The 22,279-nt window shown below is 39.4% G+C and carries 20 protein-coding genes; 7 read left to right on the forward strand and 13 right to left on the reverse strand.

The features are described from left to right. Positions 1-115 precede the first annotated feature (115 nt). From rplT to thrS, 4 genes are all read right to left on the reverse strand, one after another. Positions 116-475 (reverse strand): 50S ribosomal protein L20, encoded by a 360-nt coding sequence (gene rplT, locus QL229_RS18735; protein WP_036968189.1) that lies wholly within the window; start codon positions 473-475, stop codon positions 116-118. A gap of 15 nt (positions 476-490) precedes the next feature. Then, positions 491-691, reverse strand: coding sequence for a 50S ribosomal protein L35 (gene rpmI, locus QL229_RS18740; RefSeq protein WP_054554888.1), 201 nt, complete (start codon positions 689-691; stop codon positions 491-493). 211 nt (positions 692-902) lie between these two features. Beyond that, on the reverse strand, positions 903-1,466 hold the full coding sequence (infC, locus tag QL229_RS18745; RefSeq protein ID WP_082389338.1) for a translation initiation factor IF-3: 564 nt from the start codon (positions 1,464-1,466) through the stop codon (positions 903-905). A gap of 57 nt (positions 1,467-1,523) precedes the next feature. Further along, positions 1,524-3,434 carry a threonine--tRNA ligase gene (gene thrS, locus QL229_RS18750; protein WP_135924389.1) on the reverse strand — a complete coding sequence of 637 codons (1,911 nt, stop codon included), beginning with the start codon at positions 3,432-3,434 and terminating at the stop codon, positions 1,524-1,526. Between the two features lie 246 nt (positions 3,435-3,680). On the opposite strand from thrS, the gene QL229_RS18755 reads away from it, so the two are divergent. The 3 genes from QL229_RS18755 to QL229_RS18765 all read left to right on the forward strand — a co-directional run bounded on the left by QL229_RS18755 (position 3,681) and on the right by QL229_RS18765 (position 7,135). Further along, on the forward strand, positions 3,681-4,694 hold the full coding sequence (locus QL229_RS18755; RefSeq protein WP_138556888.1) for an endonuclease/exonuclease/phosphatase family protein: 1,014 nt from the start codon (positions 3,681-3,683) through the stop codon (positions 4,692-4,694). A gap of 64 nt (positions 4,695-4,758) precedes the next feature. Continuing rightward, complete coding sequence (locus QL229_RS18760; RefSeq protein ID WP_135924387.1) at positions 4,759-5,205, forward strand: DUF3010 family protein; 447 nt, start codon at positions 4,759-4,761, stop codon at positions 5,203-5,205. 214 nt (positions 5,206-5,419) lie between these two features. Beyond that, complete coding sequence (locus QL229_RS18765) at positions 5,420-7,135, forward strand: AMP-binding protein (protein WP_281547308.1); 1,716 nt, start codon at positions 5,420-5,422, stop codon at positions 7,133-7,135. Positions 7,136-7,285: 150 nt separating this feature from the next. On the opposite strand, the gene gdhA is transcribed toward QL229_RS18765, so the two are convergent. From gdhA to QL229_RS18785, 4 genes are all read right to left on the reverse strand, one after another. Further along, on the reverse strand, positions 7,286-8,638 hold the full coding sequence (gene gdhA, locus QL229_RS18770; RefSeq protein ID WP_138556885.1) for an NADP-specific glutamate dehydrogenase: 1,353 nt from the start codon (positions 8,636-8,638) through the stop codon (positions 7,286-7,288). Between the two features lie 81 nt (positions 8,639-8,719). Then, the gene (locus tag QL229_RS18775; protein ID WP_138556883.1) at positions 8,720-9,202 is read right to left on the reverse strand and encodes a hypothetical protein; all 483 of its coding nucleotides are present in this window, start codon (positions 9,200-9,202) and stop codon (positions 8,720-8,722) included. Between the two features lie 2 nt (positions 9,203-9,204). Next, positions 9,205-10,248, reverse strand: coding sequence for an LruC domain-containing protein (locus tag QL229_RS18780; RefSeq protein WP_281547309.1), 1,044 nt, complete (start codon positions 10,246-10,248; stop codon positions 9,205-9,207). Continuing rightward, the gene (locus tag QL229_RS18785; RefSeq protein WP_281547310.1) at positions 10,245-11,393 is read right to left on the reverse strand and encodes a hypothetical protein; all 1,149 of its coding nucleotides are present in this window, start codon (positions 11,391-11,393) and stop codon (positions 10,245-10,247) included. Before QL229_RS18785 ends, QL229_RS18780 begins: the two co-directional genes overlap by 4 nt. A gap of 224 nt (positions 11,394-11,617) precedes the next feature. On the opposite strand from QL229_RS18785, the gene QL229_RS18790 reads away from it, so the two are divergent. Continuing rightward, entirely contained in the window at positions 11,618-13,774 is a 2,157-nt protein-coding gene (locus QL229_RS18790) for an ATP-binding protein (protein WP_281547311.1), read from the forward strand. Here QL229_RS18790 and QL229_RS18795 read toward each other — a convergent pair. The 4 genes from QL229_RS18795 to QL229_RS18810 all read right to left on the reverse strand — a co-directional run bounded on the left by QL229_RS18795 (position 13,767) and on the right by QL229_RS18810 (position 17,541). Further along, entirely contained in the window at positions 13,767-15,164 is a 1,398-nt protein-coding gene (locus QL229_RS18795; protein ID WP_138556878.1) for a M28 family peptidase, read from the reverse strand. The genes QL229_RS18790 and QL229_RS18795 overlap by 8 nt on opposite strands. A 182-nt stretch (positions 15,165-15,346) precedes the next feature. After that, positions 15,347-16,249, reverse strand: a complete 903-nt coding sequence (locus QL229_RS18800) for a GGDEF domain-containing protein (protein WP_135924380.1) — start codon at positions 16,247-16,249, stop codon at positions 15,347-15,349. Between the two features lie 61 nt (positions 16,250-16,310). After that, positions 16,311-16,709, reverse strand: a complete 399-nt coding sequence (locus tag QL229_RS18805; RefSeq protein ID WP_348649210.1) for a VanZ family protein — start codon at positions 16,707-16,709, stop codon at positions 16,311-16,313. A gap of 1 nt (position 16,710) precedes the next feature. Beyond that, entirely contained in the window at positions 16,711-17,541 is an 831-nt protein-coding gene (locus QL229_RS18810; RefSeq protein ID WP_138556877.1) for an alpha/beta hydrolase family protein, read from the reverse strand. A 159-nt stretch (positions 17,542-17,700) separates the two neighbouring features. Here QL229_RS18810 and QL229_RS18815 point away from each other — a divergent pair, with 159 nt between their 5' ends. The 3 genes from QL229_RS18815 to QL229_RS18825 all read left to right on the forward strand — a co-directional run bounded on the left by QL229_RS18815 (position 17,701) and on the right by QL229_RS18825 (position 21,547). Then, on the forward strand, positions 17,701-19,548 hold the full coding sequence (locus QL229_RS18815; protein ID WP_138556876.1) for an ABC transporter ATP-binding protein: 1,848 nt from the start codon (positions 17,701-17,703) through the stop codon (positions 19,546-19,548). Between the two features lie 171 nt (positions 19,549-19,719). Next, a complete protein-coding gene (locus tag QL229_RS18820; RefSeq protein WP_135924377.1) occupies positions 19,720-20,232 on the forward strand; it encodes a porin family protein in 513 nt (170 codons plus the stop codon). A gap of 22 nt (positions 20,233-20,254) precedes the next feature. Further along, on the forward strand, positions 20,255-21,547 hold the full coding sequence (locus tag QL229_RS18825; RefSeq protein ID WP_138556875.1) for an Ig-like domain-containing protein: 1,293 nt from the start codon (positions 20,255-20,257) through the stop codon (positions 21,545-21,547). A gap of 62 nt (positions 21,548-21,609) precedes the next feature. Here QL229_RS18825 and QL229_RS18830 read toward each other — a convergent pair whose 3' ends face one another. Continuing rightward, on the reverse strand, positions 21,610-22,026 hold the full coding sequence (locus tag QL229_RS18830) for an MAPEG family protein (RefSeq protein WP_138556874.1): 417 nt from the start codon (positions 22,024-22,026) through the stop codon (positions 21,610-21,612). Between the last annotated feature and the right edge of the window lie 253 nt (positions 22,027-22,279).

A 22,279-nucleotide genomic window follows, 5' to 3' on the forward strand; every position in this document is an offset into this window, starting at 1 on the left:
AGTTAGTTGCCTAACTACGGATTGTGAATGATCATTCTGATCGGTCAACTGATCAACTTCTTAACTGATCAGCATTAAGCACTAGGCTCCTTTTTAAACTGTATTAAAAGCGAAATTAAGCCGCTAGGCCTTCTTTTGCTTTTGCAACAAGCGCTGCGAATGCAACTTGGTCGTAAACAGCGATATCTGCAAGGATCTTACGATCGATTTCTACAGATGTCTTTTTAAGACCATTGATAAAACGGCTGTATGAAAGACCGTTTTGACGAGCTGCTGCATTGATACGTGCAATCCAAAGTTGACGGAAAGTACGTTTCTTAGCACGACGGTCACGGTAAGCGTATTGACCCGCTTTAGTAACTGCCTGGAAAGCTACGCGGTAAACACGTGAACGTGCTCCGTAGTAACCTTTAGCTTGTTTTAAAACTTTTTTGTGACGTGCACGTGCGATAACACCGCGTTTAACTCTTGCCATTTCTGAAGACTCCTATTAAGCGAATGGTAACATACGTGAAACTAGACCATGGTCATTCTTATGAACCATCATCTTAGGACGTAAGTGTAATTTACGCTTAGAAGTTTTCTTAGTCAGAATGTGACGAAGATGCGCTTGTTTACGCTTGAAACCGCCTGAAGCAGTTTTCTTGAAACGCTTAGCCGCGCCTCTGTGAGTTTTTAGCTTATAAGCCATTGCAATAACTCCAAATGTATTGCTTAAAACATTAGCAAGCAGGCGAGAGATATATAAAATAGCTCTACTTTATAAGGCCTAACTTACTGCCATAATCCGGTGAAGGTTCATTGCTATTGCTTTGCAACCTTACTTTAAACCGGTTATTTCAGGTGAACAGTAAACTGTTACTTGCAGACCTGAAATAAAATCGGTGCGTAATATAACCTGTTTATTGCTTTTTAGCAATAGGGGCCATCATCATAACCATTTGACGACCTTCAACACGATTAGGGAATGATTCAACTTGTGAAACATCTTCTAAATCGGCTTTAACACGGTTTAATAATTCAATACCAATTTCTTGGTGAGCCATTTCACGACCACGGAAACGGATGGTGATTTTAGCTTTGTCACCCGCTTCTAAGAACTTACGCAAGTTGCGAAGCTTAACCTGGTAGTCACCTTCATCCGTACCTGGACGGAACTTGATTTCTTTAACCTGGATCTGCTTTTGCTTTTTCTTTTGTTCTTTTAGTTCTTTGCTTTTTTCAAAGATGAACTTACCGTAGTCCATAACCTTACAAACAGGTGGCTCAGCATTAGGACTGATTTCTACAAGATCTACACCCGCATCATCAGCGATAGCTTGCGCCTCTTTTAATGACACGATGCCAGCTTGCTCGCCGTCGATGCCAATTAAACGAACTTCTTTAGCTGTAATATCTTCGTTGATACGATTTTTTTGAGCTGTTTGTTGCCCTTTCTTGCCGCCTCTAATGGTACGATCCTCCAAGAATATAAAATAAAAAGCGTGTAGTTGGCTGTTTGTTTTGCCCTACACGCTCATGATTTATTGTCGATTTTTAATTTCTTCGCTTACTTTTGCAATGAAATCATCAACACTAAATTTGCCTAGGTCTTCACCTGTGCGAGTGCGTACTGCCACTTCTTGTTGTTCAACTTCTTTATCGCCAACAACAAGTAAATATGGAATACGTTTTAACGTATGTTCACGGATTTTAAAGCCAATCTTCTCATTTCTCAAGTCAGCAGCGGCTCTAATTCCAAGTTTATTTAATTTTTGTACAATTTCTTGCACATAATCAGCTTGTTTATCGGTGATGTTCATAATCACAACTTGCTTTGGTGCAAGCCATGTTGGGAACAATCCAGCGTATTCTTCAGTTAGAATGCCGATAAAACGCTCAATCGAGCCTAATATAGCACGGTGAATCATCACTGGTGTACGACGTTCATTGTTTTCTGCAACATAAGTCGCACCTAAACGGCCTGGTAATGCAAAGTCTAGCTGTACAGTACCACATTGCCAAGCGCGGTCTAAGCAATCATAAAGCGTGAATTCGATTTTAGGGCCATAGAATGCGCCTTCACCTGGTAGGTAATCAAACTCAATGTTGTTCGCTTTTAATGCATCGGCTAACGCTAACTCAGCTTTATCCCACATTGCGTCTTCACCGATACGTTTTTCTGGACGAGTTGATAGTTTTACAACAATCTTCTCAAAACCAAACGTCTCGTATGTATCGTAAACCATTTTGATACATGATGATACTTCATCCATGATTTGCTCTTCTGTACAGAAGATATGTGCATCATCTTGGGTAAAGCCACGTACACGCATTAAACCGTGTAAAGCGCCTGATGGTTCATTACGATGACAACAACCAAACTCAGCCATACGTAATGGTAGATCACGGTACGATTTTAAACCTTGATTAAAGATTTGTACGTGGCCTGGGCAGTTCATTGGTTTAATTGCATATTCACGCTTTTCAGATTCAGTTGTGAACATTGCATCTGCGTATTTATCCCAGTGGCCTGATTTTTCCCATAAACCACGGTCCATCATCAATGGGCCTTTTACTTCTTCGTAATCATACTCACGTAGTTTTTCACGAACGAAGTCTTCTAGCTCACGGTAAATACTCCAGCCATCGTTATGCCAAAATACCATACCTGGCGCTTCTTCTTGCCAGTGCCATAAGTCAAGTGCTTTACCAATACGACGGTGGTCACGCTTTTCAGCTTCTTCTAAGCGTTTTAAATATGCTTTAAGTTGCTTTTTATCCGCCCATGCTGTGCCGTAAATACGTTGCAGCATTTTGTTTTCTGAATCACCGCGCCAATATGCACCTGCCACTTTCATGATTTTGAAATGTTGGCAGAACTTCATGTTTGGTACGTGTGGACCACGACACATGTCGATGTATTCTTCGTGATGGTATAAACCAGGACGGTCATCTTTTGCAATGTTCTCGTCTAGGATTTCCATCTTGTAAGTTTCACCGCGTGCTTCAAATGTATCACGCGCTTCTTGCCAGCTTACGGTCTTTTTAACCACATCGTAGTTTGTTTTAGCAAGTTCAAGCATACGCTTTTCAATTGCATCTAAATCATCTTGGCTTAAAGAGTGATCCATATCGATATCGTAGTAAAAACCGTTATCAATGGTTGGACCGATAGCCATTTTCGCTTCAGGGAAAAGTTGCTTAACTGCATGACCAATAAGGTGCGCACAAGAGTGACGAATAATCTCTAAGCCGTCTTCATCTTTTGCTGTGATAATTTCTAAACGCGCATCTTCAGTAATTAAGTCACATGCATCTACACGTGTGCCATTAACACGTCCAGCGATGGTTGCTTTAGCTAAACCTGGACCGATATCGCTTGCAACATCATAAGTACTTACTGGGTTTTCAAAACTACGCTGACTGCCGTCAGGGAGGGTAATAACTGGCATTATAAATCCTTATACAGTGGTGATGCCTACAATGCATCACATGTAGTATTTTTTAAAAAATTGAATAACTCTGCAACGCTTTTACGAATAAGCATTGCTAATTAAGCATGTATTTACTGAGTCTTCGCAAATACAAGCGGCCATTGTCGCTGCTCAAGCACTTAAATACAAGTAGTTATGCGAGCAAATTGACAATTACTTAACTCATTTCATAATTAGGAGGTCTGTACTTCGAAGGTTACCATAATGCCACACATGCATACGCTCAAGTTTGCTACGTTAAACTTGCTAAATTATACTGCGCCGCCCTATTCCTTTTATCAGTTACACGAGCGTTACAACAATACTCAGTGGCAACAAAAACAACAATTTGTCGCTGACTTTTTATCAACTACAAACGCCGATGTTGTTGCTTTTCAAGAAGTGTTTAGCGCTCATGCTTTAGAGGTACAGTGCAAAGAAGCGGGCTACGACTATTTTAAAACTGTGGATTCTCCTTCTCAAGATGCCCTATACCCACAAGTTTTATTTAACCCAATTGTTGCAATCGCCAGTAAGTTTCCATTTAAAAAAGCTGAAGCATTAAGCCCATGCCCAGAGATGCTTGAGTACTTAAATAATCAAAATGAATTTAAATTTAACCGTACTCCAATAAAATGCTTGTTTTCATTCCCTGAGTTTGGCGATGTATGCTGTTATGTTGTGCATTTTAAATCACAACGTGTGCAGTCTATGGCACATATATTAAATATTCATAATCTTGAAGATCCACTTTTACAACTACTACACCAAACAGTTGGGGCAATGCAATCACAGATATCTCGTTCGCTAGAGGCATCGATTGTTTACTATGATGCCTTAAAAACTCAACGAGAAAAGCAATGCGCCACGCTAGTAATGGGGGATTTTAATGATTCACTTACCAGCCCAACCCTTTCGTTTATGACACAAGGCTTTCACCCTACCCGCTGTGAACCTTGCATTGAGCACAATGAACCCGTTGTTGGGTTAACAGATAGCTATGAGTTCAGTGCGGCATTTCATCAGCAACAAGAAAAACCGTTTAGTCATTACTTTCATGGCAAAGGGAATGTGCTCGATTATATATTGGCCTCTGCTCACTTTAATCCTGACTGCCAGATGTCTAAGGTTAAACTGCTGGAATATGAAAGCTATGCAGCGCATTTAAACCCTACACAATCAACTGAAGACATCAGTGTCAGTGACCACAGTGCAATTGCTATAAAAATTCATTTTTAAAGCAACTGTTTTTCATGACGTTACTTGCTATAATTGCGCAAATTAAGTTATTTAGAGAATGACCATGAGAACATGCGGTGTAGAAATTACGGGTAGTGATGTACTACTGTGTATTTTAACCAAAGACAATGACGTATTTGATATCCGTGATGTCAGACAAACACGCTTCACTTTAGGTGATGGCAATGACACTGAAGTAATGCGTAAGTTTCAGTTTGATTTTAGGAAGTTGATGCAAGATTACCAAATTGACTCTGTCGCAATTAAAGAGCGTCAACCAAAAGGAAAATTTGCTGGCAGTGCTAAAGGGTTTAAAATGGAAACTGCTATTCAGCTTATTGACGAGTTAGATGTACAAATTTTTAGTGCAACGACAATTAAAGAGCAACTTAAACGTAATCCAATTCCTATTGATTTCGAAGATACTGGGTTAAAGAAATTTCAAGAAAATGCTTTTATTAGCGCCTACGTTTACCTTATGCGCAAAACCTACAAACAAGACGAACAATAACTTCCAATAAAACGTGCTACGGCACGTTTTTTATTGCCCATTAAGTATTACTCATAATAAACCAACATATACATTAGTCTTAAAAAACTTTTCTTTGTCGACAATCTGTGTTTAGTTAGATACGAACGCACGTTTTGAGAATCAAGTTTTTGATTACCTCATTACGCATTGCATCAAGTCCATGACAACTAACTAGCCGGACACGGAGAAAACAATGCAGACAAAGAACACACCGAACAATAATCTTCCACTTTCGAGAAGCTATTTTAAAGGCTGCACCGATGTACCCTTAATCGAACAGACTATTGGTCAGTATCTTGATAATATTGTCGACAATTACCCTGACCACCCTGCTATTGTGGTTCATCATCAACATATTCGTCTTACCTACAAAGAATACCAACAACAAATTAACCAATTAGCAATGGGGTTATTATCATTAGGGGTTAAACCTGGAGACAGAGTTGGTATTTGGTCACCAAATAATATTGAGTGGTGTCTAACCCAATTCGCAACAGCGAAAATTGGTGCCATTATGGTCTGTATTAACCCTGCTTACCGTCCGAGTGAATTAGAGTACGCGTTAAATAGTGTTGAATGTTCAACGTTGATCACTGCAAGTCAATTTAAATCTAGTAACTATATTGAAATGCTTAATGAACTTGCACCTGAATTAAGCCATTTACCTGCAGATGGATTAAACCTAAAAAAATTACCGCATTTAAAAAATATTATTCGAATTGGCGACAAAAACTCTCCTGGTATGTATAGCTTTACGGATGTAATGGAACGCCCTTCAGATGCCCATAAACTTGAGCTTGATGCTATCGCTGCCACTTTGCATTGCGATCAGGGTATCAATATTCAATTTACTTCAGGTACCACGGGTAACCCCAAGGGAGCCACTTTATCCCATAAGAACATTCTAAATAATGGCTTTTTAATGGCCGAAGCGATGAAGCTTACTCATCAAGATAAGTTGTGTATCCCCGTGCCCTTGTACCATTGCTTTGGTATGGTACTAGGCAACTTGGTTTGTATAAGTAAAGGGGCTACAGCTGTTTTCCCAGGAGATTCTTTTGACCCTAAAACAACCCTAGAGGTGGTAGAAAAAGAGCGCTGTACGGGTTTACATGGTGTTCCTACCATGTTTATCGCTGAACTTGAACTAAAAGAGTTTAGCAATTATGACCTTTCAAGCTTACGAACAGGCGTCATGGCCGGTTCGACATGTCCAGAACAAGTGATGCGTAAAGTTCACTCATTAATGCATATGCAAGAAGTAGTAATAGGCTATGGTCAAACTGAGTGTAGCCCTATCAACAATGTAACTGAAACTGACTCACCTCTTGAAAAGCAAGTGACGACTGTAGGGCGTGCACTAGCACATACAGAAGTTAAAATTATTAATGAAGTTGGGGATATTCAACAAATCGGTGTTCCTGGTGAAGTTTGCAGCCGTGGTGCAGGCATTATGCGATGTTATTGGAATGATGAAGAGAAAACCAATGCCACCATAGATAACGAAGGTTGGTTACACTCGGGTGATTTAGGTGTAATGGATGAAGAAGGCTTTGTTGCTATTGTTGGTCGTATTAAAGATATGATCATCCGTGGCGGTGAGAATATATACCCTCGCGAAATAGAAGAAGTGCTTTATAGTTACCCTGGTATTCAAGATGCCGCTATTTTTGGTATAAGTGATGAAAAGTATGGAGAAGAAGTTTGTGCGTGGATCCAACCTAAAGATGACGCAGTGCTTGATGAAAATGCTATACGTGATTTCCTACAAGATAAGCTGGCCTATTTTAAAGTACCAAAGCACATTCGCTTCGTTGAAGAATACCCTATGACTGTAACTGGTAAATTGCAGAAATTTAAAATGCGCGAGCAAATGCAAGAGCTTCTTAAAGAAAACGCATTTTCGTAAGCATTCAGTATTAAAGCTCAGCCATGCTGAGCTTTAACTCGTTTAATTCAATTTAACTTATTTGTAGTTCTATTGAGCTCTAACGCCCAATCCACTATTTGGTTGAGTTATGGTCAACTATTTTAAGGTTTGCGCTAGCAGTGTGTGATATCAAACAGCGCCTTGTTTGATCATAGCCTGTGAAACACGTTCAAACCCTGAAACATTAGCCCCTAACAATAAATCACCTTCATGGTCGTATTGTTTTGCAGTTGATGATACTCGATCAAAAATTTCTTTCATAACTTGTTGAAGTTTTTCATCGACCTGCTGTGGGCGCCATTTCTGCATACTGGCATTCTGAGCCATTTCAAATTGGCTGGTCGCAACTCCACCAGCGTTTGCAGCCTTACTCGGCCCTAGGTAAACATCATGCTCTTTAAAGACGGCAAGTGCGTCTGCAGTCGTTGGCATGTTAGCGCCCTCACACACGGTCATACAGCCGTTTGAAACAAGTGCTTTTGCATCCTTTTGAGTTATTTCGTTCTGTGTTGCACATGGTAAAGCAATATCAGCCTCATATTGCCACACTTGATGGGCATCACTCGGGTACTGATTTACAGGGGTAAATTCAGCATCTGGGTGTTCATTTAAATAATCACGAAGCTTCGCACCTTCTTCTTGTTTTAGGTGTTTGACTAACTCAACATCTAATCCATCTTTGCAGTATAGGGTGCCTTGCGAATCACTACAGGTAAGCACAACCGCGTCATGCTGCGCTAGTTTTTCCATTAAATAGAGCGCCACATTACCAGCGCCTGATACTAAACAACGTTTACCACGTAATGAGTCATTTTTGGCATCAAGCATAGCACTTAAAAAATACGCTACTCCGTAACCAGTCGCTTCTGTTCGCAAAGCAGATCCCGCCATTATTTCGGGTTTGCCTGTCAGCACACCTTGAAACTGATTGGTGATTCGTTTGTACTGGCCAAATAAGTAACCAATCTCCCGACCAGCAACCCCGATATCACCAGCTGGTACATCTGTATTTTCGCCAATGTGACGGTAAAGCTCAGTCATAAATGACTGACAAAAGCGCATGATCTCATTGTCGCTTTTACCTTTAGGATCAAAGTCTGAGCCGCCCTTCGCTCCACCTAAAGGTAACCCTGTTAGTGCATTTTTAAGAACTTGCTCAAAACCTAAGAACTTAATGACACTTAGATTCACGCTTGGATGGAATCGCAAACCGCCTTTGTAGGGGCCAAGTGATGAACTAAATTCGACTCGATACCCACGGTTTACTCTAAGATTGCCCTTATCATCATGCCAAGGTACTCGAAAAATAATTTGCCTTTCAGGTTCAACTAATCGCTCTAATATTGCCTGTTTTTGAAAATCGGACCCGTCTTGCACAACCTGTTCTAGCGAGTGAAATACCTCTTCAACAGCTTGGAAAAACTCAGGTTCGTTTGCATTTGCTTCCTTTACTTGGTTAAGTACATCTTGTAGATATTGCATATTAACTCCTCAAGCTATTGAAAATATTCTATTCACCTAATAACTATTAAACTTCTAAACAGCCTTAAACGATCACTTAGTTTAACGAATCGCAAACCGTTGAGACTCTTGCGAAGCATCAAAGTGCCAAAAATAGCGCATTGGTTCATGCTGGCCATCGTAAAACCATATGTCAGCCACTAGCTCAACCGCTGAGTTTGCAAGCATAATATCCGAATTCAACTTACTCTCGACAAGTGAAGAGCGTAACAAACATTCGGAGTAATCCGCTTTGTTATCCTCACCTTTAAGGCAGATATTTATATACGCACGTGGATTGCCCATATTTATATCAACATCAACATAAAGTAACACCTTACTAGACAAATCAAACGTTGGAGAAATAGTTAAATCAGTCATTGTATCCGTTTGTACTGTTGTTTCAGTTGCTGTTTCGTTCTCTGTAGTGGCGGTTGTTGCCGATGTTGCCAAAGTATTTGAGTTTTCATTTACAGCATCACCTTCACCGCCACCACCACACGCTGTAAGAATTAAACAAATCATTGTAATTAATAGATGTTTCATGGCTACTGTGCTCCCGAAATCACTTTAGATGTTGTTGCATTGTTAAACCACATTGGACTTTCTCTGCCATCAGATTCAGCAAATGTTTGGAACTCACTATAGGCTTGGGTTATATCAACACTTTCTTTTGGGTGCGCCCATGACGACCCCACTTCAATGGCCCAAGGTAATCCAGATGGCGTTTGGAAGTAATACCCAAACTGAGTATTAGTTGCATCATCACTGCCTACTAAAGAAAACAAGCTTTGATTAAATTTTTCTGTCGGCGGTTGGTTTTTAATATGCACTTCCCATCCGCGAGGATTCAAGCCATCTAAAAAAGTACCGTGGTAATGACCTTCTGCCGCAAAAATAAATGGGTCCAGTGTATATTTAGGTGCATCAACACTCGCTATATATGTATTTAATGACACACTTAAAGTGAAGCTAACTTTATTATTAATGTTACAACCCGCTTCTGTTCTGAAAAAACTACAGCTAGAGTCTTTACTTGCATAGGCCCATGTGTCTGGCATCACAATAAAAATTGCGTCTTCTGTTCCTTCTTCAAGGATCGTATGTGTTTGCTGTTCGCCATTAATGATTAAACTGATTGATGCTTGGTCTATTTGACTGCGTAAAATGCGTTTGTTTATACCACTAGCGCTAGATTGATAAAGGCGAACTGCAAACCCGTTATGAAAAGTAGCACCTATTCCTACAAGATCTCCTTCAATTTTATAACCAAGCGCTTGTCCATCTTTATCAATCAACTTTGTACGGTAATTCATAACCAAATCATTAAAGTCATAATCACCAGCGAAGGGCCATTGGTCTTCATAAGCCAGAGTTACCCAGCCATTCTCACTTGGGTAAGCAAGACTACCGTAGGTATTAATGGGATAGTCTTCAACTTCTCCGCCTGTAACCCCACCTGTTGCAGTTATTGGGTTTGCTTCGCTACCGTCTGTGACCCGAAAACGTGCCCATGTTGCCCCCATAACGGCATTACTTGGTACATCAACAAGAACACTGTTATCCCCTTGATTAAGGCGATATTTACTCACTGTGATTTCGTCTGCATCAAACTGGTAATTTTGGTCCAATCAAACCAAGCATATAAATAGCCATTATCATTTGGTGATGTGACAATAATTTGGCTTGTTGAGCCTGCAACAAAATCAGTCACAAACTTGACCCCATCGTCAGAGCTATCTACTGATGACTGGAGAAGATCACTGGCAGTGTTTAGGTTTTCTCCATCAACACTTGCGCCGAGATAAACAAGGTTAGATTGGTCTTCATTAGGATCGAACAAGTGTCTTGCACCGCTATCTTCTAACGTTGTTTGATAAGGTCTAGGCGCATCACCAAAATCAATCGAGTTATCTGTAACTTTTACCTCTGCTATAGCACAACGTGCCCCATCATTTTGGTTAGATGTAGGGCCCAACGTAAACACAGACGCAGTTGGTGTATAACCCGACACAGGGCTGATGTTTAAATTAACCCTATGGACTTTACCGCTTCGATTGTTACTAAAATAAAACTGCCCTTGCAAATCAAAGTAAGCTGCGCCATTGGCGCCTGTATCACCTGCAATATCGAGATTTGTAATAAAAACAGGGCCACCATTTTCAACGTTGATCTCATATAAGTCGCCGTTTGATTCAACAGCGTAAAGAAGAGTACTGTGCGGGTGAAATGCAAAGTCATAAATAGAGAGATTCCAGTTAGCAGAGCCTGGAATTAATTCAGCTTGGTATTGTTCATTTTGTGCTGTTAAATTAATGGCGTAAAGGCCAAAGCGCGGATGATATAAGTAATACACAGCCTTGTTTTGCTGCTCATCAACTAAAATATCACCCACATAAAAGTTCGTATCTGGTAAGCCGCTTACATTTAAACGCTCTAACATGTATTGGTTATTTATGCGTACCACACTTTTAGGGGCTTGCTTACTAAAACCATACATGTATTGGTCTTGGTAATTAAAGCCCACCGCATTAACACTGTCGTTATTAGCTTCGCTTGCAAAATCCATTGCTGCTGCAAGCACTGTCGTTTTCGCAGATACTAAATCAACACCATACATCTGTGCGGGCGAACCCTGAATTAAAAATGCTTTACTTGGACACTGCTCAAATGGTGCTGCACTTACCAAGCCGTTAGCAAGTGCCGCTGTTAAGTAAATGAACATGTTAATTTTCATAATTACACTCTCCTTTGGGTGTGTAATTACTTAAAGCAGCAACCATTCCAAAAAATAAATTGCCTTTTAACAATGCGTTATAAAAATCTAGCCAATATTATTCGCAAGTTGCGAGAAGAATAATTGCATAATGCAATTCCTTTTAGCTATAAAAGCAAATCATTCCCATTTAAAAGTATGACATGCTAGACTAGTTGGGATTTAAAAAAATAATAAACCCTACTATGAAACTTAAAGCCGCTGTTTTTCTGTATTTTGCCTTATCAATGAACTGTGCTTTTGCATCATCATTGCAAAACCATATTGACGAAGCCAGAGCAATCAGTGATTACCAAAAACGATATGAGTATTTATTAAGTATCGATAAACAACTTTTAGAATCGGCAAGCCTTGCAGAAAGAATCAGTTTTAACGTTAGATTAATTCACGTTCATATACAGCTGGGGCAGTTTAAGCAGGCGCAAACAATAATAGATGAGCTTGAAGCAGGCCCAAAATACAAAAACGACTCCCCTATATACAGCGAGTTGTATCTTGCTAAAGCACGACTGGCCTACAGAAAAAGTGACTTAGAAACCGCAATTTCGTTATCTCAACAAAATGTCGCGCTATTTCAGCGTTTGCAACTTAGCGATTATGAAATTGACGCCGTGGCGAGCCTTGTCAGTGCCTATCATAATGCTGGTGAGTATCAAGCCGCCTTGAACTTGCTTGAGGTTTATATTCACGACAACAATCGCGAATTAACCTTAAAGCAAAAAGAAATGCTCTACCATGGTTACTCACGTAATCTTGAGCAGTTAGACAGGTTAACGCTTGCTCTGGAGTATAAACTAAAACGCCGTGAGCTAGTTCAGCAGATGTCACCGTCTATTTCATTACAAGCAGGCATAACCTATTCGATTGCGCAAAGTTATTTAGATTTAGGCCAATACGAAAAAGCAAAGAGCGAGTTTATTACAGCGCTTAGTTTTGATAGACAAACGGGGTCACTTTCAGATATCGGACATAGCTTAGTTAAGTTATCACAATGCGAATATGGGCTACACAATTACACTAAAGCACTTGAATACGCACAAGATGCTCAGCAAGTATTTGCTAGTTATAACAGCACAAGAAATACCGCTTGGGCTAAGCATAATATTGCAATAAATTTGCTTGAAATTGATAAAGCTGATCAAGCATTAGCAATTGAAAAACAAGTAATCACTGAACTGAAAGAAGACGATCACTTATATACTGATGTGTTACTGACATTAGCAAAACTATACATTGGCTCGACTGAGCTTAAACAAGCTAAACATTATGCACAGCAGGCCTTTCAATTAAGTAATCAAAAAAATAGGCTGCAAAAGCAGATCCTTGCCCTTGAACATCTAATTACAGTTGCACAACAGCAAGCTGATTATCAACAAGCATTGTCGTATCAACGCACTATCACGGAGCTTGAAAAAAACTTTGCCCATAACAACTACAATCAACGTTTAGCGGAGCTGCAAAACTCAATTGCTATTCGCGACCGAGATTTGGCCATTCAAAATTTAAAACTGCAAGACCATGAAAAAAGCCAAGCCATAGCCTCACAGCGTCAAACAATCTTATACAGCATTTTATTATTTAGCTTGCTTTTAGCTGTAATGGGCATCGCATTATTAAGAGTAAAACAAAGAAAACAACTGATTGAACAACGCCGGAATTATCTAGATAAACAAATCAGCCAACGTAGTAAGTTATTATCACAAGTTGCCCACGAACTAAGTGGTCCATTAACCGGGTTGCGCTTACACCTTGAAACTCTGCAAGCTGGTCTTACTCAATTTAATGAGCTTACCTACGAAAAGCTCAACCAAAAAATCACCGACATGGCGACCTTAGTTGCTGATTTAAATAAAATCTCTCTTTTAGAACAAAGTAGTTTTCAGCTCAAGCTAACAGCAATTAATGCTGCTGAGTATTTCCAAAGTTTACACGCAGATATGGTGATCCAGCTGGATCAATTTGAAGTGGGATTCACACAAAACATAGCCGATGAATTAACATTAGAGTGTGATGCAACAAGGCTTTCACAGTTATTTGCAAACTTAATCAGTAATTCGCTTAAGTACACGCATCAGCCCGGTAAGATTAATTTAACGATTAGCCAAAGCCAAACACAGCTATTGATCCGCTATGAAGATTCAGCCCCTGGCGTGAGCGATGAAAGTTTAACAAAGATTTTTGACCACCTTTATAGAGTGCCTGACTTAAATACAGTTAAGCAATCAGGATCAGGGATTGGGCTTGCGATAGTAAAACAAATTGTCGAAGCCCATAATTGGCGTATTACGGCAGCCCATAGCGAACTCGGTGGTGTCCGCTATGATTTAACGATTGCTATTTAGGTGATTTGTCTGGCCATTCAAATGCACCAACATCACCAGGAAATACAACCGGTGATTCAATTCCATCTTTGTTCACAGCAGCGACCCCAAAATAGTAGTTATCGATAACAATATTTTTCAGTGTTGCTTCGGTGACTTTGCCAACATCACGACTAAATTGCCATTGTGGCTCACTGGTATAACGCCAATAGATTTTATAACTAACCACAGTTGGGTCATCACTTTCATGCCACGCTAAGGTTGTACTTGGCTTTACAGCACCTGAAATACTGACCCCTGTTGGTGGTGCAGGCGCCCATGCCATTGATGCCATCGTCACTGCATTTAGTGACGTTAATTTCGCTGCATAGGCAAAATCAACATGATCAATGGTGTCACCGTAGGTAATACCATTTTCAGTACGTAAGTCTTGGTGTTGTTGGTTATAATTTTCGTTTGTTTCCATAATACGCACAGCTGCTAAGCCTACATCGTTAAATGGACGATGATGCCCTCCTCGGCCAAAACGATCGAGGCGATATACCAGCATAGTATCTAGGTTTTCAATATAGCGGTCTGCGATTGTATCTATGTAACGCGCAAGGTTACGACTTGCAGAATCAACCTCACCACCGGTAAAACGGCGTTTATGGGCTTGCTCTTTGGTTTCGATAACGCGGGTGCCTTCAGAAAAGATACGTGCAGTTGTATTATCTGTTACGCCATTGATTCCCGTTGAGTTACCAATCATATCGTTGTTTAAAACGCCATGGACACGCCAATTATGCTCTTGTGCGTACTTAGCTAAAATTTTACCGCCAAACAAGCCTTGCTCCTCACCAGAAAGGGCCGCATAAACAATTGAGCCATTAAATTTATACTTCGATAAAACTCGCGCTGATTCAAGCACACCTGCTACACCGGATGCATTATCGTTTGCACCGGGTGCGTCCGAGGTATAGTCCATTACATCAGAGACTCTCGAGTCAATATCACCCGACATCATAACCATACGATTTGCATCAACTTGGCCGCGCTGAATAGCCACAATATTGACAACCTCTACCGGGTTTGGAATACGCTTTTCACCGGAAATAGTGTCTTTTACTTCGATAATCTCCAGGCAATTTCCGCAAGCTTTAGAAATTGCCTCAAATTCAGACTTGATCCAACGTCGTGCAGCACCAATGCCGCGGGTATCAGATTTCGTCTCAGAGAGAGTATGACGAGTACCAAAATCAACCAGCGTTTGTATATCTTGCTCTATACGCGTTTTTGAAACTGCATTTGCAATATCATGCAAAGCTTGTTGATCTTTGTATTGAGGTGTTGTGGCATGAGCTGCCGAGACCAATAACAGCGATGAGCTAAACAAAGCACCCGTTGTTGTTATTATTTTACGCTTAAACATAGTTTCACTCCTTCAATGAATCATTCAAGGCTAACTAATATTTCATTTCACGCAATAGTTATGAGTTAGAAAACAAATTATTAGGTTGAATAATCTGGGTTTATCTTTTGTGTAGGTGCTGTGAAGTTTAAAATAAGTAAGAATCGTAGGAATTGAAGGTAACTGCTCAGTTGTAAGTGACACTATGATTTTGTACCTGGTAATGTCATCGTATCATTATAAAACACCACCTGATTGCCACCCGCGTACTTTGCGTTATACATGGCTTTGTCAGCGCACTGAATTAAATACTCTGCATCGCCATAATGTTCTGGAAATAACACAGCACCAATACTTGGCGAGTAAATAAGCTCTGCATCATTATAGATAAGTGGTTTACAGATTTCTGCTTTTAACTTATCAACGGCTTCTATCACGTCATTTTTGTTCTTAACACTTTTCAATACCACGACAAATTCATCTCCACCTAAACGGCCTACTGAGTCACCTTTTTTCAATACATGGCGAATACGCATGGCAATTGTTTTTAACAGCTTATCGCCCGCTCCATGACCATGGATATCATTAACTTGCTTAAAGCCATCAATATCAATAAATAACACGCCTATTACTGTTGAAATGGTATTCGCAATTGACAAAGATTCTTCTAGTTGTGTGGTCAGATAATGACGGTTAGGTAAATCGGTTAGTGAGTCATGGCCTGCCATATAAATTAATTTTTGTTCTAATTTTTTTTGCTCAGTAATGTCATAAGCGATTGCCACTCTGACTTGTTTTTCTTTTGACCAATAAACTGACCACAAAACATGGACTATTCTGCCATCTTTTCTTACCCAACGATTTTCAAAACGTGGATCATCATTGCTAGACACTATTTTGTTGATAGCCTGAATTGTTTTTGCTCTGTCTTCTGGATAAACAAAGTCGAGCATCTGTCTATTAATAGCCTCTTCTGGTGCGTATCCGAAAATAGATTCAAAGGCTGGATTTGCAAAAAGCAAAGTACCTTTCGAGTCTACAACACAAACAGCATCTAATAAGAGAGTGATAATATCAGATAAATATTCCGATGTTTCTTGGTTCATACGCGACTAAATTGTTTGCTTTGCAATAAGTATAGACGAAACCAAGCAAGTGACTGAAAGTTTAGGGCTTAACTGGGTATAACTTTTTACTAAGCCAAAGTGATATTGCGCTAAATACAGCAATCCCTAAGAAATCTGCAATTAAATCGAAAACATCTAAAGTACGTGTTGCCACAAAATATTGACTAAATTCTTCTAATACAACGAACGTGGAAACAATGAGCACCGCTAAATAAATTTCATGTCCAACAACTTTGATAGTTTTAAATTTAAACGCAAGGTTAATGAATAAAGTCAGCAAACCAAACAGGCAAAAATGGCCCAGTTTATCGCCATAAGGAATTGCAGCAACTAAATCAAAAAGCAGTGATTTTTGCCCCGTATTTGCTAAATAAATTACCCAACCAATAAATCCAAAAAAGCTAAGCGCCATTAAAAACAGCAGTCGTTGCAACATCATCTTATTGCCCCATATGTGTTGTTAAAAACAGAAACTGATAAGGGATTACTTTATTCCAGTAATGCCAATCGTGAGAACCCGGACGCTCTATGTAATCGTGACGAATTCGCAGCTTAAGCATAGCTTGGTGCAGCGCTCGGTTTTGCTCTACAAAGAAATCATCTACACCTATATCGAGCATGATAGCGAGAGTATCAGCGCCTTTTTTCCATGCTGTGTTACCTGCAGCTATTTTATGTAAGTTATTAATAATGGCAATGTTATCCCACTTTTCTTGATTATCGGCATAGCCACCCAATACTTTTGCAAGGCCAAATTCAGCACTAAACGGTCTTACATCAACACCTGCCGAGATTCCCGATACTGCGGCAAAACGTGTTTGGTTATTAATGGCAATATGCAAAGCACCAAATCCCCCCATCGATAAACCTGTTATTGAACGGCCATTTTTAGACCGATTGGTCGAATAGGTTGAGTCTATATAATTGACTAAATCTTCAGCGATGTAAGTTTCGTATTGCGAACTTTTATCGATTTCAGAATCGAGATACCAAGAGCCGAAGTTTCCATCAGGATTAACGATAATGACGTTATATTGATCGGCAAGTTTTTCGATATCTGTTAGTTTTGTCCAATCAGTATGGTTGCCGCTATAGCCATGTAATACATAAATAACATTGTAATTATTAGATTCTTGATAGCCATCCGGTAACGTTACCGTAACGGGTTTCTCAATGGCCGTTTGTTTACCCTTAAATGTATGGGTTTCGGTTTGGTAGGCACAAAGTGGTAAGCTAATAACAAGCGAAAGAGTAAAGAGCAATTTTTTCATATTTAATTCCTTTTTCTTATTATATTTTCACTTCTCACAGAAGATGTAAATAACTGAATAGAGGATAGATTTTGATCTCAGTTTTTGAGCTAAATGAACTGCTAAAAAACCACTCAAATGATATAGTAGTGCTACTTTGATTTTTAAAAAGCGTCGTCTATGTATCGTTTATTTGAACGGATGACTAATCCGTTTCCGAAAGAGCAACCATCTCAACCACCTAATAGCTTATTTGCATTTTGTCGTCATTATACCCGTGGCATGGAACTTTCATTGCTACTGATGTCTTTAAGCGCAGCTGCACTTGCTATTTTAGAAGTCTCGCTTTTTAGTTATATGGGGCAATTAGTTGATTGGCTCGGTCAATACACCCCTGATACCCTTTTTGTTGAGCAGCAGGCTGAGCTTACAAAAATGGCAATTGTGCTGCTGGTAGTATTGCCCATAGTTGTATTTTTTCACTCAGCAGTGTTACATCAAGCGCTACTGGGTAACTACCCTATGTCTATCCGTTGGCTAGCGCACCGTTATTTGCTTCGTCAAAGTGTTAGCTTTTATCAAAACGAATTTGCTGGTCGTATTGCGACAAAAGTCATGCAGACTTCATTAGCCGTTCGTGAGTCAGTGATGAAACTGCTCGATGTACTAATGTATATCGTAGTCTACTTTGGTGCCATGGTATTTTTAGTCGCTGAATCTGACTGGCGTTTGATGCTACCATTGTTAGTTTGGTTAGTACTTTATGCTGCAATTCAGATGTATTTTGTACCCAAGCTCAAAAAAGTAGCCAGCTCGCAGGCAGATGCGCGTTCAGAAATGACCGGACGTGTAGTTGATAGTTATACTAACATTTCAACAATCAAATTATTCTCGTATACGCAGCGTGAAGAGCAATACGCAAAAGACAGCATGGATGTGTTTTTACAGCCGGTATATAAGCAGATGCGTTTAGTTACCAGCTTGAACTTTTCTATCAATACTCTTAATTATTTGCTGGTATTTAGCATTGCCGCTTTGTCATTGTATCTGTGGTCTATTAGTGCCATCAGTGTTGGGGCTATCGCTATTGCAGTGAGTTTATCTCTTAGATTAAACGGTATGGCACAATGGATCATGTGGGAGATCAGTAGCCTGTTTGAAAACATTGGTACTGTTGCTGATGGTATGAAAACCCTATCAACGCCGATTGAAGTAGATGATAAAACAGATGCGAGCACCCTTAACGTTGATAAAGGGTCTATAAGTTTTGAGAATGTACAATTTAACTATGGTAAAGCAGCTAACGAAACCCATCGTGGCCCTGTTATCAATGGCTTAAACCTTGATATAAAACCAGGTGAAAAAATTGGTTTAGTGGGTCGTTCTGGCGCTGGTAAGTCGACCTTAGTGAACTTATTACTGCGCTTTTATGATGTTGACTCGGGCACTATTCGTATTGATGGTCAAAACATCGCAGATGTAAGCCAAGAAAGTTTACGTAAACATATTGCGATGGTGACGCAAGATACCTCGCTGTTACATCGCTCTGTAAAAGACAACATTCTTTATGGTAGGCCAGATGCAACTGAAGAAGAAATGCTCGCTGCTGCAAAGCAAGCTAAGGCACTTGAGTTCATCGAAGACTTAGAAGATAGCAAAGGTAATAAAGGCTTTGCTGCACAAGTCGGTGAGCGAGGTGTGAAGCTTTCAGGTGGTCAGCGACAGCGTATTGCTATTGCCCGAGTCCTTCTAAAAGATGCTCCAATTTTGATATTAGATGAAGCAACTAGTGCCCTTGATTCAGAGGTAGAAGCGGCAATTCAAACCAGCTTAGACGATTTAATGACGGGTAAAACGGTTATAGCAATTGCGCATCGCTTATCAACTATTGCACAAATGGATAGACTCATTGTACTTGATGAAGGTGGCGTGGTTGAACAAGGTTCTCACCAACAATTAATTTCACAAGGTGGCATCTACGCTGCCCTGTGGTCACATCAAACCGGTGGTTTTATTGGTGTTGAGTAACTAAGTTTTTGCTGTATTTAACTAGCTAACTGGTACTTGTATCTGCAAGCTAGTTATTTACAGTTTCAAATATAATTCAACCAGTTGTATTTAAATTAACAATTACGCTGCTTGATTCCACTAATACTAAACGCTAGTATCGACCCTAATATAAACACAAGAAATTAAATTATGAAAAAGTATATTTTGCTTTTTATATTTGCAGCTAGTTTTCAGACTAAGGCAGATACGTACTATCTAGGTGCTGACTATATGCTCAGTGATATTGAAATTAGTAGTGAAAGTGCTAAACCAACTGCTACCTTCTTAAGAGCAGGCGCCAGCAACAATAATATGGCATTTGAGGCACAGTACTTAATATCAAGTGATGACGACAACATTTACAATTTAGAGTTTGAACTTGAAAAAAGCGCCGCACTCTTTTTTGTTATGCAATCTGATGTGGTTAACGGCTTTGGACTTGATATTTCATTAGGCTATGCAAAAAACGAAATGATCGTTAATTCAGCATCTGAAAAGCTCCCCACAAATTATAATTATGATGGCTTTGCATGGGGAGTGGCAGTTCACCAGCAGATACCTTATATCAAAAATACACAAGTGAGATTAGCCTACCAATCTTTATTCAAAGGAGACGACGTAGAAATCAGTGGTGTAACACTTGGCCTTACTTACCATTTTTAAATAGCTAATCGCAAGGATTTTCATGAACACGCAGTTGAACGTATCAAAACTTTTCAGTATCTCAATAATTGTTAGCGCTATTTTGGGTTGCGGATCTGAAACTGACTCAACTCAGTTAGCAAAAGAAGTTGAACTTGAAAAGTTACGCCAAGAAGGCACTATCATTGAGTCACTTAGTATTGAAAACTACCAAGTTCGTTTAAAAGAAGGTGACACCCATCAATTGAAAGTAACGGGTATAGATTCAAATGGTGAATCTAGAGACGTAACCAATGAAATAACCTGGCAAACAAGTGACGAGAGTATTGCTAAAATCAATAGTAATGGCTTGTTAACTGCTCTAAAAAATTCGCCATCTAGCCAAGGGTTAATTACTATATCCGCGACGACTATAAATGATATTAGTGATGAAAAACAAATATCTATTGCAGATGTGGCGGCAGAATCAATTAATTTAAAACAAGTCATTCCTGCAACAGGCTCTATCAATACATGCACGCCTGCGAGAGTATCGGCCGATATAACCTACGTTGATGGATATACTGCATTAAATAGCTTGAGAGATATAAATCTAAGTGTCGATGAAAATACTACTGCCAAAATCAATCAGCAAGGCTTTGTATATACATCTGCTGCAGCTGTTGAAAGCACTGTAATTACAGCTGCAATTGGCAATGTTACCGATCAATTATCTGTTGTTGCAGATCCTAGCAATTTAAAAGAAATTAATGTTTCGTTTAATTCTGAACAAGACAGTGAGTTAAACATCAGCGTTGGAGATCGAATCCAACTTGCTGCCAAAGCGGTATATCAAAATGGCAATTCTGAGCAAACCGAAGACATTAGCTCAAGTATCAAGTGGTCTGCAATCAACAGTAACTTTATTGGTTTAACACCAAAAAGTATTGACGACAGTGATTCGACAGCTAGTTTTCTTGCACTTAAACCTGGTACCACGCAACTGTTAGCCGATTGTGGTACTAAGCAAAAGATTACAACAGTACAAATTGAAGGTGACGCTGAACTTGATTCTTTAGAAATTAATGATGGCTCTAGCGAGTATTCAATTTCTCCTTTAGGAACGATTGAACTCAAATTGTTCGCTAACTACAGCTCAAATCAATCATCTTTAAATGTAACTGAGTTTGCTAATTGGAGTATTAATAACAGTAATCTAGTAACGACTAAATTAGTAAATGCGGGCACAGCTCAAGCCGGCTACAGAGTTACAAGTACCTCAAATACATTAGGAACAGCATTGATTACTGTTCAATATGACACAGAAATTAGCAGTGTTTTAATAAATATCGAATAATGACTTTATCAATTTAAATAAATCTCAGGTGAGGCATTGAATCACAATACCTCACCACCCTTTTACAATAAACGTAAGCCTATTAATACCAACATCACCATGTTAGCCATTGCTGCAATCAAAAAGAAATAGCTGCGTGGACTTGGGTTCTTTTCTGTTGCTATCGCATAATACAGAATCATATGGATAAGCCTCGCAGCTACATATATCCAGATACACAAAGCAAATGCCATGCTATTCAAGTTAAGAAAAAAACCTAAAAACACAGAGGCTAAAAATAATGGGCTATTCTCTAGGCTATTCATAAAGGTGCGATGCGCTCGAAACACAAAGCTATCATGACTTAAGGAACTGTCGAGTTTACCTGGCACCGCATTGGGTTGTTTTGCTTTAGTTACAGCCGCAACTATCCACTGAATAGTCAACATAATTAGATAAACATACACAGCCGCGTAAGCTGAAAAAGTGAGTTCAGGCATTTTATTTCCTTTTGCTGATAACAAATATACTTATACCTTGCAATAATCCAACCAACACTCCAGTTAATATAACCAACTGATTTATAATGATTAATGATATTTAAAGCTAAACATGCTGTGCCATTACTACGTAAAGTGTATAAAAATTACAGTGTGGATTAGTTATAAGTTCAACACACTAACGCTAAACAACTCATCTATTTACTTTACCCTTGCAAATACTCTCTATACCCTTAAGATCTGCTTTGTTTAA

It is taken from the genome of Pseudoalteromonas sp. PAR1 (assembly GCF_947311895.1).
In the GTDB taxonomy this organism is placed as follows: Bacteria; Pseudomonadota; Gammaproteobacteria; order Enterobacterales; family Alteromonadaceae; genus Pseudoalteromonas; species Pseudoalteromonas lipolytica_C.

Excerpts from the sequence above, each read along its gene's own strand:
- rplT (WP_036968189.1), bottom strand. The coding sequence starts at position 475 with ATGGCAAGAGTTAAACGCGGTGTTATCGCACGTGCACGTCACAAAAAA.
- rpmI (WP_054554888.1), bottom strand. The coding sequence starts at position 691 with ATGGCTTATAAGCTAAAAACTCACAGAGGCGCGGCTAAGCGTTTCAAG.
- thrS (WP_135924389.1), bottom strand. The coding sequence starts at position 3,434 with ATGCCAGTTATTACCCTCCCTGACGGCAGTCAGCGTAGTTTTGAAAAC.
- QL229_RS18755 (WP_138556888.1), top strand. The coding sequence starts at position 3,681 with ATGCCACACATGCATACGCTCAAGTTTGCTACGTTAAACTTGCTAAAT.
- QL229_RS18760 (WP_135924387.1), top strand. The coding sequence starts at position 4,759 with ATGAGAACATGCGGTGTAGAAATTACGGGTAGTGATGTACTACTGTGT.
- QL229_RS18765 (WP_281547308.1), top strand. The coding sequence starts at position 5,420 with ATGCAGACAAAGAACACACCGAACAATAATCTTCCACTTTCGAGAAGC.
- gdhA (WP_138556885.1), bottom strand. The coding sequence starts at position 8,638 with ATGCAATATCTACAAGATGTACTTAACCAAGTAAAGGAAGCAAATGCA.
- QL229_RS18775 (WP_138556883.1), bottom strand. The coding sequence starts at position 9,202 with ATGAAACATCTATTAATTACAATGATTTGTTTAATTCTTACAGCGTGT.
- QL229_RS18785 (WP_281547310.1), bottom strand. The coding sequence starts at position 11,393 with ATGAAAATTAACATGTTCATTTACTTAACAGCGGCACTTGCTAACGGC.
- QL229_RS18790 (WP_281547311.1), top strand. The coding sequence starts at position 11,618 with ATGAAACTTAAAGCCGCTGTTTTTCTGTATTTTGCCTTATCAATGAAC.
- QL229_RS18795 (WP_138556878.1), bottom strand. The coding sequence starts at position 15,164 with ATGTTTAAGCGTAAAATAATAACAACAACGGGTGCTTTGTTTAGCTCA.
- QL229_RS18800 (WP_135924380.1), bottom strand. The coding sequence starts at position 16,249 with ATGAACCAAGAAACATCGGAATATTTATCTGATATTATCACTCTCTTA.
- QL229_RS18805 (WP_348649210.1), bottom strand. The coding sequence starts at position 16,709 with ATGATGTTGCAACGACTGCTGTTTTTAATGGCGCTTAGCTTTTTTGGA.
- QL229_RS18810 (WP_138556877.1), bottom strand. The coding sequence starts at position 17,541 with ATGAAAAAATTGCTCTTTACTCTTTCGCTTGTTATTAGCTTACCACTT.
- QL229_RS18815 (WP_138556876.1), top strand. The coding sequence starts at position 17,701 with ATGTATCGTTTATTTGAACGGATGACTAATCCGTTTCCGAAAGAGCAA.
- QL229_RS18820 (WP_135924377.1), top strand. The coding sequence starts at position 19,720 with ATGAAAAAGTATATTTTGCTTTTTATATTTGCAGCTAGTTTTCAGACT.
- QL229_RS18825 (WP_138556875.1), top strand. The coding sequence starts at position 20,255 with ATGAACACGCAGTTGAACGTATCAAAACTTTTCAGTATCTCAATAATT.
- QL229_RS18830 (WP_138556874.1), bottom strand. The coding sequence starts at position 22,026 with ATGCCTGAACTCACTTTTTCAGCTTACGCGGCTGTGTATGTTTATCTA.